5 protein-coding genes are annotated in these 12,719 nt (G+C 63.3%); 1 reads left to right on the top strand and 4 read right to left on the bottom strand.

The genetic code is table 11. The features are described 5' to 3' along the window. Window positions 1-61 precede the first annotated feature (61 nt). From QGV54_RS10365 to QGV54_RS10350, 4 genes are all read right to left on the bottom strand, one after another. Window positions 62-2,293 (bottom strand): PAS domain-containing sensor histidine kinase, encoded by a 2,232-nt coding sequence (locus QGV54_RS10365; RefSeq protein WP_281016907.1) that lies wholly within the window; start codon window positions 2,291-2,293, stop codon window positions 62-64. Window positions 2,294-2,446: 153 nt separating this feature from the next. Beyond that, window positions 2,447-4,711: an NADP-dependent malic enzyme gene (locus QGV54_RS10360; protein WP_281016908.1), complete on the bottom strand. Its 2,265-nt coding sequence runs from the start codon at window positions 4,709-4,711 to the stop codon at window positions 2,447-2,449. A gap of 98 nt (window positions 4,712-4,809) precedes the next feature. Continuing rightward, a complete protein-coding gene (locus QGV54_RS10355) occupies window positions 4,810-5,898 on the bottom strand; it encodes a HAMP domain-containing sensor histidine kinase (protein ID WP_281016909.1) in 1,089 nt (362 codons plus the stop codon). Further along, window positions 5,895-7,661: an acyl-CoA dehydrogenase family protein gene (locus QGV54_RS10350; protein WP_281016910.1), complete on the bottom strand. Its 1,767-nt coding sequence runs from the start codon at window positions 7,659-7,661 to the stop codon at window positions 5,895-5,897. The genes QGV54_RS10355 and QGV54_RS10350 overlap by 4 nt, the downstream gene beginning before the upstream one ends. A 308-nt stretch (window positions 7,662-7,969) precedes the next feature. Between QGV54_RS10350 and QGV54_RS10345 the strand changes: the two genes are divergently transcribed. After that, window positions 7,970-12,712, top strand: coding sequence for a calcium-binding protein (locus QGV54_RS10345; protein ID WP_281019895.1), 4,743 nt, complete (start codon window positions 7,970-7,972; stop codon window positions 12,710-12,712). Window positions 12,713-12,719: the final 7 nt, after the last annotated feature.

The following is a 12,719-nucleotide window of genomic DNA, read 5'->3' as shown; positions in this document are numbered from 1 at the left end:
CTTTGACGGGCAGGGGGCATGCGCGATGCTGCGGGGCTGACGTCGGGGCAGGTGCGATGGGTCAGGCGACCCTTGCGGCGTCCTCGGCAGTCGCGCCGCGTTCCGGGAAATAGACCGTGACGGTCGTGCCCTCGCCCAGCGCACTCTCGATGGTCAGGGAGCCGCCGTGAAGTTCGGTGAACTTCTTGGCGAGAGGCAGGCCAAGGCCGGTCCCGTCGTACTTGCGACCCAGCGAACTGTCGATCTGGCGGAATGCAGTCAGCGCCTGGGGAATGTCTTCCGCCCGCATGCCGATGCCGGTGTCGCTGACCGCAATGCGGAACCCATTGTCCATACGTTCCGCGACCACGCTGATGCTGCCGGAGGCCGGTGTGAACTTGACCGCATTGGAGATCAGGTTGATCAGGATCTGCTTCAGCTTCTGGCTGTCGGCCATGACCTCACCGATGTCCGGTTCCACCCGGATCTCCAGATCCGTGCCCATGTTGTGCGGGCAGGCCATGCGCGCGGATATCTGAATGACCTCGGCAATATCGATCGGCTCCGGGCTGAGCGTCAGGCTGCCCGCCTCCGCCTTGGAGAGGTTGAGGATATTGTTGATGAGACCCAGCAGGTGCTGCCCGGAATCGAGGATGTCGCCCGCGTAGTCCTTGTACTTCGGCGTGCCGAGAGGGCCGAAGGACTCCGCGCTCATGACTTCGGAGAAGCCGATGATGGCGTTCAGCGGGGTGCGCAATTCGTGGCTGACGGCGGCAAGGAATTCGGATTTTGCCCTGCTGGCGGCCTCCGCCTCGTTCCGGGCCACGGCCAGGTTGTCGGCGAAGCGGGAAAGGGTTTCCTTCTGCTCGGTCAGCTTGGTCTTTGTCTGCTGCAGTTCCTCGATGCGCGCGGCCAGCGTGGCCTCATGCTTCTTCATCTCGGTGATGTCGGAGAAGATCAGCACCAGGCCGTCGTCGGCAGTCTTGTTCGCTGCCACCCGGTACCAGCGCCCCTTGGCCCCCGAGAACTCCCGACGCAGGTCGCCGCGACGCAGTTCTTCCATCATCCGCCGGCGCGCGAGTGCGCCCATGCCTTCGGGCATGTTCAGCAGACGGGCGTCGAACAGTCCCGCGACGATCTCGTCCAGGGTGCCTTCCGTCCTCAGCAGGTGGCCGGCCGGTGCGAAGGCGTTGGCCAGCGTCCGGTTGCACATCAGGAACTGCCCCGTGCTGGCAAAGAGCGCGATACCTTCGGATGCGGCGGCGATGGCGTCCTTGACGGATCGCCGCGCGCTCTCTGCATCGGACTCGGCCATGCGTTGCCGCGTGATGTCGGCGGCGACGCCGCGGTACCCGAGAAAGCGTCCGGTGCTGTCGTGCATCGGATGCGCGGCGAGCCGCAACTGGACCGGCCCATGCTTGCCCACGAGCTTGAGGGGACAGGTGACGTCACTGAAGTGCTCATGCTCGCGCATCAGGCGCTGCAGGTCGCGCACGACTGCCGGATCGCGCCGCAGGTCCGAGACCTCGATGAAGCGCTTGCCGATCAGGCTCTGCGGCGGGACACCGGTGATCTGCTCGAACCGGCCCGAGACGGAAACGAAACGGTGGTTGGCATCGGTTTCCCAGACCCAGTCGGAAGCAATCTGCGTCAGGCGGATATAGCGGGCTTCGCTGTCGCGGAGTGCGCGTTCGCGCTGCGTTGCCTCGGTCATGTCGCGGGCGATCAGCATCCGCGGTCCGTCGTCCAGAAACACCTGGCCGAGGTCCAGGGTACGTCCGTCATGCAGTTCCAGCCTGATTTCATGCAGGTCGCCACGCAGGAACTTCCGGACCAGAACGGATGACGCTTCCGGGGAGGGCATGGCCTGATCGGCGCCGACACCCACGGTTCGCGCCTGCTCCGTGATCCGCTGGATGAAAGGCAGGCGGTCCAGACTGGGGAATCCCTTCAGCACGCCGGTGGGGGTGGTTATCAGCTGATCATTGTGGCTGAACAGGGCCAGCCCATCGACCAGTACCCCCATCCGGGTAACCATCGCGGTCGTCAACTGGCGCCGCCTGGTCATCCAGAATGCGACGGCGACCCCGAACCCGAAGACGGATGCAACGACGCCCGCCGCAACCTGTGCCTCGAACGATCCGGCCCAGCGATAGGTAACCGCCACGAAGCCCGCACCGGCAAGCGTGACGAGCAGCAGGATCACTGACGTGTGGATCGGCCTGCGGGACCAGAAATGGCGCACACCAGCCAGGAAATCGTGAGGGATTTCCGCCTCCGAACCGGTCGGGGTATGGGGGTGTGACGCACTCATTTCCAAACTATGCGGTGACAGCGGTAAAGGGAGTCCTAACAGCCAGCATGTTGCTGATCCGGATATTTCCCTTTTCGTTTAGGCATTTGGTGCCAGCAGCCACAAGAGTATCCACAGGCTGTCCCGACCGGGGACGCCTGTGGAGATGCCGTGTCAGTTCTTGCCCGCGTCATAGGCTGCCAGCGCCGCAGCAGAGACCAGGTCGGAAACGGAGGACCCGATCGGCACCACCTGCGCCGGGTGGGACAGGCCGACCAGCAGCGGACCGAGCACGGTCGCGCCACCGAGGGACTGGAGCAGCTTGGCCGCGATATTGGCGGACTGCAGTCCCGGCATGATCAGCACATTCGCCGGACCTGAGAGCCGCGAGAACGGATAGAGTTCCATCAGTTCGGGGTTGAGCGCGACATCCACCGACATCTCGCCATCATATTCGAAGTCCAGTTCCCGGGAATCCAGCAGGGACACGGCACCACGGATATTGTCGGACGTGACGTGGGTCGAATTGCCGAATGTCGAGTAGGAAACCAGACCGACGCGCGGCTCATGCCCCATCTGGCGTGCCATGGCCGCAGCCTGGACCGCGATGTCGGCAAGCTCCACGGACGTCGGCAGTTCGTGCACTGTCGTGTCAGCGATGAACACGGTGCGTCCCCGCGAAAGCAGCATGGTCAAACCGAACACCCGCTGACCCTGGCGCGGGTCGATGACCCGCCGGACGTCCTCGTAGGCAAAGGAGAAACGCCGTGTGACGCCGGTGACCATCGCGTCGGCGTCGCCATTGGCAACCATGCAGGCGGCGAACACGTTGCGGTCGGTGTTCACCAGCCGCTGACAATCGCGGTACAGCAGCCCGCGGCGCTGCCAGCGGGCATAGAGGAAGTCGTAGTAGGTTTCGCGATTGTCGAAATCCCGGGCACTGACGATCTCGAGTTCGTCAGGGTCATGACCCATGTCGCGGATCATCTCCTGCACCCGCTCCGGATAGCCGATCAGCACCGGTGTGCCATAGCCTTCCTGCTTGAAGGCCATCGCGGCGCGAATGACCTTCTCTTCCTCACCCTCCGCGAAGACAACCCGCTTCGGATTGGCACGAACCTCATCGAAGATCAGCTGCAGCACGCCAAAGGTCGGGTCGAGGCGCGCGCGCAGTTCGTTGACATAGTTCTCCATGTCCACGATCGGCTTGCGTGCCACGCCGCTGGCCATCGCGGCCTCGGCGACTGCCGGCGGGATGGCGGAGATCAGGCGCGGGTCGAAAGGTGTCGGGATGATGTATTCCGGTCCGAACTGCAGCCGTGTGCCGCGATAGGCGCGCGCGACCTCGTCGGGCACGTCTTCCCGCGCCAGGTCGGCCAGGGCCTCCGCGGCGGCGATCTTCATCTGCTCGTTGATCGTTGTCGCGCGGACATCCAGCGCGCCGCGGAAGATATACGGGAAGCCCAGGACATTGTTCACCTGGTTGGCATAGTCGGACCGCCCGGTTGCCACGATGGCGTCGGAGCGGACTTCGGCGATATCCTCCGGCGTGATCTCGGGGTCCGGGTTGGCCATCGCGAAGATCACCGGATTGTCGGCCATCGAGGCGACCATCTTCTTGGTCACGGCCCCCGCCACCGACAGTCCGAAGAACACGTCGCAATCGACCATTGCATCTTCCAGCGTGCGGGCATCCGTCTCCGCCGCATGGGCCGACTTCCACTGGTTCATGCCTTCTTCGCGGCCGCGATAGACGACGCCCTTGGAGTCGCACATGACCACGTTGTTGACGCCGACGCCCATGGCCTTGACCAGTTCGATGCAGGCGATGGAGGCCGCGCCCGCGCCGTTCACCACCATGCGCACGTCGGAAAGTTTCCGGCCTGTCAGCGCGCAGGCATTGATCAGGCCGGCGGCGGCGATGATAGCCGTGCCATGCTGATCGTCATGGAACACCGGGATGTCGAGCAGCTCCCGAAGCCGCTGTTCGATCACGAAGCATTCCGGCGCCTTGATGTCTTCCAGGTTGATGCCGCCGTAGGTCGGGGCGATCACGCGGACGGTTGCGATGATCTCGTCCACGTCCGTGGAATCGAGCTCGACATCGATGCCGTCAACATCGGCGAAGCGCTTGAACAGGACCGCCTTGCCCTCCATCACCGGCTTGGAGCCGAGGGGGCCGAGGTCACCAAGACCCAGCACGGCCGTGCCGTTGGAGATGACAGCGACCAGATTGCCCTTGGCCGTGAAGTCATAGACCTGGTTCGGGTCGCGATGGATGATCCGGCAGGGTTCCGCGACCCCGGGGCTGTAGGCCAGTGAGAGATCCCGCTGGGTTGCCATCGGCTTTGTGGCCACCACCTCGATCTTGCCCGGACGTCCGGTGGAGTGGAAGATCAGTGCCTCCTGGTTGAGGCTTCGGTTGCGGTCATCGCTCATGGTGGCGCCTTGCGGTTCAGTTGTCGCTTTGCAAGCGGGAATCTTGATTGGGCGTGAATTCGCCGTGAGGGGACTTTTGATCGGGCCGCGACCGGCTGTCAAACCTTTGCAGCGGCCTCGAAAGCAAGACTGAACACCGAACCATGGCCGGGCGTGCTCTCGACAAACACCTGTCCACCCTGTTGTTCGACCATCGTGCGGACAAGGGCCAGGCCAAGTCCGGTGCCCTGCTGGGAGCGTGTTCGCACGCTGTCTACCTGCACGAAAGGCTCGAAGATGTCGTCAAGCTGGTCCTTCGGGATGCCGAACCCGGAATCGGCAACGCGTATGAAGATCCGCCCGTCCGGCTCCTCAACCGCATCGACGTGCACCGTGCTTTCGGCAGGGGAGAACTTGATGGCGTTGGAGAGCAGGTTCAGCATCACCTGACGCATTGCTTGGTCATCACAGATGATCTGCATCTGCTCGGGCGGTGTCGTGAACTCGATCGCGATACGGGCCTGCTCCGCCTGCCCACGGACGATCCGGACCGCGTTCTCGATGATCTCGCCGACGGGTATTTCCTCCATCTGGTAGGTGTGGGCACCTCTCTCCAGCTTCGCGAGATCAAGGATGGTGTTGATCATCTGCAGCAGGTGCATTCCGCCGAACGAAATGTCCTCCGCCGTCTGCAGGTACCTCTCGTCGCCGACGGGCCCCAGGGACTGGTTCCTGATCATGTCGGCGCCGCCGATGATGGCGTTCAGCGGTGTCCGCAGCTCGTGGCTCATGCTGGCCAGGAAATCCGAAGTGGCCTTGCTGGTCCTTTCCGCACGGGCACGATGGAAGGCGGATTCGTCTGCCGCGGCGCGGAGTGCCGCCTGTTGGCGCAGCCCCTGCTGCTCACGTGCCATGGTTGCGGCAACAAGACGATGGATGATGAGGGTGGTCGGGAACGCCGTGACGATGGGCATGACAATCGGCATCACCACGGATATCGGGTTGCCGAGGTAGTCTAGGCCGATGATTTCATAGGAGACCAGACAGGTCACAAATGTAACGACCGTGATCGCGACCGTCGCCAGCATCAAGCTCCTGACGGCACCGAAACGGGTCACGAGGTATCTGGCAAAGCGCCCGAAACCGTTATCGACGGCCTTGATGTCGCGGCGCTCTGCTTCTGTCAGTTCTGCAACAGGTTGTGTCACGGCAGCAGGAGCATTTCAGATGCTTCCGCCAGGGATACCGGTGCCGTGTCCAGCAGGCGGGCAGACGCGGCACGGTTGAATGCGCCATCCTCCGTCGAAAGCGGGTCCGATGGTTTCAGCCGGTGATCGATCACCATGCGCGCCAGCAGCAGGCGGCGGGCGTCTTCTCCACGGGACCCGAGCGTCGCCCCTTCCCAGGCCATCAGGGAGGCGGTCACGCTGTGATACAGCGCGCTGGAAACCCGCCGGGCCTGGGTCTCGTCACCCCGGCGTGCAACTTCGTCGGCCATGGCCGTGGCGCGGTCGAGGCAGTCGCCCGCCGCGTCGCGCAGCGCCGGGGGCAGGGCATTGCTGGCGGCAAGCCGCTCGCTGATGTCTGCCGCCAGGGCAGTGTGTGCCCCTACCTTCGCGACCGCACGGGTCAGGACATCGAGACCATTGATGTTGCTCGTCCCCTCCCAGAGCAGCCCGATCTGCGAGTCGCGTATCAGGCGCGGATTGACGAAGTCCTCGATGTATCCATTGCCGCCGCGCATCTCCATCGACGCGGTTGCCACCCCCGGATTGTCGCGACAGGCGCGGAACTTGTAGAGCGGCGTCACGATCCTGAGGCGGGTTTCCGCAGCCTTGTCCCCGGCCTTGGCCGCGTCCATCTGCTGGGCCGCGTAGGCATACATGCTCAGCGACTGCTCCGTCGGCACCATCATCTTCATCAGTTGCCGTTGCGCCAGCGGCATGTCGGCGACCTGCTGGCCGAAGGCCGTGCGGGACTCGGCGGCGACCAGAGCCTCGTTCAGGCACCGCCGCATGAGGGCGGCAGCCCGCACACCGTGGCTGAGACGGGAGAGGTTCACCTGCGCCATCATCTGGTGGATGCCATCCTCCACATCGCCGACCACCCAGGCCTGCGCGCCCTCCATGACGATCTCTCCCGATGCCATGGAATTGGTGCCCAGCTTGTCCTTAAGCCGCATGATCCGGTAGTTGTTACGGCTGCCGTCCGGCAAGGTCTTCGGCATCACGAACAGGCCAAGCCCGCGCGTTCCTGCGCCGCGCCCCTCCGGCCTGGCCAGCAGCAATGCCACATCCGCATCGGTGTTGCTGCAGAACCATTTCTCGCCATAGAGGCGCCATCCGCCGTCTTCCTGCCGCGCAATGGTCTCGACCAGACCGACGTCCGAACCACCGGCCTTCTCCGTCATGAACTGCGAACAGCGCAGCATGGTATCCGCGTCCTGTACGGCGATGCGGTCGGCAAAATTCTCCTGGATTGCGGCATCGCCGAACTTCAGCAGCATGGCCAGGCCGGTGTCTGTAAGGCTGACCGGACACATCAGGCCGAATTCTGCCTGCACGAACAGATAGGTGAAGGCGTACTTGGCGATTGCCGGAACGGTTTCCGGCCAGTCCAGCACGCCGGGCCTGTGACTCATCATGTGCAGGCCAAACTCCGTGAAGGCGACCCGTTCCATGTCACGATAGGCAGGATGATATTCGATCCATTCCTGGTCCCGACCGAACCGGTCGCGATAGTGCAGCCGGGGCGGGTGCCGTTCGGCGATATCGGCCAGTTCATCGAGCGAGCCGCCCGCGACCTCGCCGAGGCGCTGCCAGTGCGGCCACATGTGCTCCCGCAGGGAATCCGGGCAATAGATCTTCAGCAATGACTGGAGTGACCGGTCAATCTCGAAGAAATTCTGACCCCGTACGTCCCGTGCCAGTTTAGCAGCGCTGATGCTCGTATCGATAACTGGCGCATTCATCCTGTTTCGTCGCTCCCCAACATGTTCTCTCGTATCAAAGAATGCGACACAGGGGAGGTGTGCGCAACTGACTGGACATCGTGTGCGCATCTAGCTGTCCCGAAGGTGCACGTCCGCACCGTGACGGACATCGCATGGTGTCTCATTATGAAACGCGAAATCTTGATCATCGCTGATTTTGCTTGGTTTCTTCCTTGTGGGGGCACATTTGAGACTGGCACGGCTGTTGCGTCGCAGCATTCACGTGTTTTTCATCTGGTCGTGGCCCTCTGGTGGCACATGATCGCCAAGGTAGAGCGGAGGCCCTGATGGCCGACAAGGACATGATCACCGGTGAGATCGACGCGGCATTTTCCTATGCGACGGGGAAGAACGTTGATGCCAAGGACGGCAAGCTGAAGGTTCACCAGGCCGATGTTTCCTCCACGTCGGTAAGCAAGCTGCGCATTGAGGCTGCAGACGACAAGGATCCGCAGACGCTTGATTCCGGCGAGAAGATCAATTTCAGCTTCGTCAATGAGCGTGGCGAGACGGTCAGTGTGACCGACGCAAAGGTCGAACGTTCCACGAGTGCCGATGGTGCCGACGATACCGGGTTCCTGGCCGCCGTGGGTGAGACCGCAGACGGGGAAGAGATCGCCCTGCTGGTGGCCTTTGATGTAGAGAGCATTGAAGCGGGGCAGGCCTTCATTGCCAACGAGAAGGATGCCGAGAAGGCTGGCGAGGGCAAGGAATCCGTTTCCATTTCGTCACTTGGCGTGGAGGAGCCGGAGCCCGCCGCTGAAGAACCTGAACTCCGGGCTCCGAGCCGGGATCGCGGCAACAGGGTCGGACCCGTCGAGGAAGAGGCCGAGAAGGTTGATGACCAGAAGTTGAGCGGCAACTACGAGGATGATGACATCGAAGGTGCCGCCGGCAATGACGAGATCAAGGGTGAAAGCGGCAATGACACCCTTGAGGGTGCGGCTGGTGACGACACCCTGTTCGGCGCAAGCGGCGAGGACGAACTGTCCGGTGGCGATGGCGATGACCTGCTGGAAGGTGAATCCCAGGACGACACCCTGAGCGGTGACGCGGGCGCTGACACGCTGCTCGGTGCCAGTGGTGAGGACGCCATCGAGGGCGGCGAGGGCGATGACGTCGCTGATGGCGGGGCGCAGAATGACAAGCTGAGCGGCAATGCCGGTGACGACACACTGTTCGGGGATTCCGGCGATGACACCCTGGCGGGCGGTGAAGGCCAGGACGAACTCTATGGTGGTTCCGGCGATGACCTGTTCATCGCAGGCGAAGGCGGGGGTGTGATCTCTGGCGGATCCGGCAAGGACACTGTTGATTTCTCTGATGTGGATGGCGCGGTGTTCGACGCGGAAAGCAATACGGTTTCCGCAGGCGGCAACGTCTTCACGCTGGAAGATATCGAGGAAGTGCTCGGTGTGTCCCTCAAGGACGACAAGGACGACAAGGACGACAAGGACGACAAGGACGACAAGGACGACAAGGACGACAAGGACGACAAGGACGACAAGGACGACAAGGACGACAAGGACGACAAGGACGACAAGGACGACAAGGACGACAAGGACGACAAGGACGACAAGGATATGGTCAGCGGCCGGATCGATGCCACGTTCAGCTACGCGAGCGGCAAGAACATTGATGCAAAGGATGGCAAGGACGATTTCCACATTGCGGATGTGGACTCGGGCTCCGTCAGCAACCTGAAGATCGTCGCGGAGAATGACAAGGACCCGCAGACGCTGGATTCGAAGGAGAAGATCGACTTCAGCTTCACCGACGAGAACGGTGCTGTGATCGAAGTCTTTGACGCAAAGATCGGTGTTTCGAACAGCGAGAGCGGTGACGCCGATTCCGGCTACCTGACTGCGGTCGGCGAGACTGCCGATGGCACCGAGATCGCCTTGCTGCTGACATTTGAAATGGCGGAGATCAAGGCCGGTCAGCAATTCTTCACCGATGAGAAGGATGCGGAGAAGGGTGGTCTTGGCAAGGAGTCCGTATCGCTTTCCTCCCTCACCGTCGGCGGTGAGGAGACCGACGCTGGTACGGACGACAATCTGAACGGCGACCACCTGAACAATGCCATCAGCGGCGGTGCGGGCAACGACACCATCAACGGCCAGAGCGGCGATGACACGCTTTTCGGTGACGATGGCGACGACAGCCTGCTGGGGGGCAGCGGTACCGACGAGCTGGACGGTGGCGCAGGCAATGACACGCTGAACGGTCAGTCGCAGGACGACACGATTCGTGGCGGTGACGGCAATGACCAGATCCGCGGCGAGGATGGCGCGGACGTGATCGACGGCGGCACCGGTGGTGACACCATCAACGGCGGATCGCAGGACGATGTGATCGACGGCGGCGACGGCAACGACCAGATCCATGGCGAGGACGGCGCGGACACGATCAAAGGCGGTGCCGGCGACGACACCATCGACGGCGGCTCCCAGGCCGATGTGATCGACGGTGGCGACGGCGCCGATTCCATCGAGGCTGGCAGCGACAATGACACTGTCCGCGGCGGTGCCGGCAATGACGTCATCTCCGCCAGTTCGGGCGAGAACGTCCTGGACGGCGGTGCAGGCAATGACACCATCTCCGGCGGCTCCAGCGCCGACACCATCATCGGCGGCGAAGGCCGTGATGTGATGTCCGGCAGCCATGGCGATGACCTGTTCATCGCCGGTTCCGGCGGTGGCGAGATCTTCGGCGGCACCGGCAACGACACGGTGGATTTCTCCGGTGTCGATGGCGCGGTCTATGACGCGGAGGCCGGAACGGTCACCGTGGGCGAGAACGTGTTCCAGCTCACCGACGTGGAAACCGTGCTGGGTGTGACCGAGCCGGAACCGGAACCCGATCCGGAGCCCCTGTTCACCGAAGGCAACAACAACGTCGATTTTGATGCCATCGACACGTCGGACTTCCTGGAGGGCACGACGGATGCCGCGCTGGGCGGCGATGACACCGTGTCCCTGTCGGACCGCGAGGATGGCAATGTACGCATCTTTGCCGCTGGCGGCGGTAACGACCAGATCACCGGTCGCAGCCAGGACGACCATGTGCTCGGCGAAGCAGGCAATGACATCCTGATCGGCGGCGAGGGTGGTGACACCCTGGACGGCGGTGATGACGATGACACCCTGCGTGGTGATGCCGGGGCAGACAGTCTTGTCGGCGGTGCCGGTGCGGACCTGCTGCGTGGCGGTGCCGATGACGATGTTCTGGACGGCGGTGACGGCGACGACGAGGCACGCGGTGGCGATGGTGCCGACACCATGATCGGCGGCGCAGGCAACGACAACCTGCGCGGTGAACTCGGCAACGACACCGTCACCGGTGGTGATGGCGAGGACACGCTGTTCGGCTCGGGCGGCAACGATACCGTCACCGGCGGCCTTGGCGATGACCTGCTGCAGGGCAATTTCGATAATGACCTGCTGTTTGGTGGAGAAGGCAACGACACGCTCAACACAGGCGGCCAGAACGACACGGCCTTTGGTGGCGCCGGCAATGACAGTCTTCTCGGCCTGACCGGCCATGACAGCCTGGATGGCGGCGACGGTGACGACAGCCTGCGTGGCGACGTTCACGATGACACGCTGATCGGCGGTGCCGGTGCGGACAACCTGCGCGGCGGTACCGACAACGACCAGCTCTTCGGCGGTTCCGGAAACGACTTCGCTGATGGCGAGGAAGGTGATGACCTGGTCGATGGTGGTGCAGGCGACGACACGGTCCGTGGCGGTGACGGTGCCGATACGCTGGACGGCGGCGACGGCAATGACCGCCTGCGCGGCGGCACCGGCGACGACCGGATCACGGCAGGTATCGGTGATGACTTCGTCAATGCCGACCCGGGCAATGACTCGGTCGATGGTGGCGCGGGCAATGACACGATCTCCGGTCTTGGTGGTTCAGACACCATCACGGCAGGCGAGGGCGCTGATCTGGTTCGCGGTGGCCACCTGCACGATGTGATCTCCGGTGATGCGGGCGATGACACGCTGGAAGGCGAGACCGGTGATGACACCCTCGACGGCGGAGACGGCGCGGACGAACTGCGCGGCGGGTCCGGCAATGACCAGATCTTCGGCGGTCTTGGCGACGATTTCGTGCTGGCAGGCGAGGGCAATGACTTCGTCTCGGTTGGCGAAGGTGCTGACGAGGCCTTCGGCGAAGGCGGCAATGACACGCTGATCGGCGGTGTCGAGGCCGATACGCTGGTCGGCGGCGGCGGTGCGGACCTGATCGAAGGTGGCGCGGGCAGTGACTACATCGACGGCGGTATCAACAAGGATACCATCAACGCCGGTGACGGCGACGATGTGGTCTTTGCCAATTCCGACGATGACGTGGTTGACGCGGGTGCCGGCAATGACTTCGTCAACAGTGGCTCGGGCGCGGACAGTGTCATCGGCGGCGACGGCGACGACATGGTGTTCGGCAGCAGCGGGAAGGACACGCTGGACGGCGGCGCCGGGAATGACACGATCGGTGGCGGCACCAGCCGCGACCTCATCACCGGCGGTGCCGGCGATGATGAACTGCACGGCGACGGTGGCTTCGACACCCTGTTCGGTGACGACGGCTTCGACCGCATGCTGGGCGACAATGGCGACGATCAGCTGTTCGGTGGTCTGGGCGGCGACACGCTGGAAGGCGGCCAGGGCGATGACCTGCTGGATGGTGGCGAAGGCTTCGACACCTTCCTGTTCAGGGCGGGCAGCGACAGTTCATCGAACAACGACGTCATCAATGATGTCGATATCGGCAACCGGCTGATCCTGGAAGGTGCCGACGGCAGTGTCGGACTGGACGATGTCGATTTCATCGACAATGGCGACGGCAGCTGGACGGCGAAGTTCCCCGCCGGCGCCGGGTCGGTCACCTTCGACGAGACGGTCGTGACCCAGATCGACCTGTCGGACGGCCTGGGCGGCGTCAATGCCTCCATGCTCTACGACGCCGCGCAGGGCGCCTACGAAGTGTTCGATCAGGACAACAACCTGCTGTTCCTGATGTGATTTCGGT

Source organism: Minwuia sp. IMCC3060, from assembly GCF_029909435.1.
GTDB lineage: Bacteria > Pseudomonadota > Alphaproteobacteria > Minwuiales > Minwuiaceae > Minwuia.
The sequence above is the reverse complement of the archived record's forward strand: the minus strand, read 5'-3'. Positions and strand labels throughout refer to the sequence as shown.

Bases quoted from the DNA above. Each gene is read 5' to 3' on its own strand.
- QGV54_RS10365 (WP_281016907.1), bottom strand. From the start codon at position 2,293: ATGAGTGCGTCACACCCCCATACCCCGACCGGTTCGGAGGCGGAAATC.
- QGV54_RS10360 (WP_281016908.1), bottom strand. From the start codon at position 4,711: ATGAGCGATGACCGCAACCGAAGCCTCAACCAGGAGGCACTGATCTTC.
- QGV54_RS10350 (WP_281016910.1), bottom strand. From the start codon at position 7,661: ATGAATGCGCCAGTTATCGATACGAGCATCAGCGCTGCTAAACTGGCA.
- QGV54_RS10345 (WP_281019895.1), top strand. From the start codon at position 7,970: ATGGCCGACAAGGACATGATCACCGGTGAGATCGACGCGGCATTTTCC.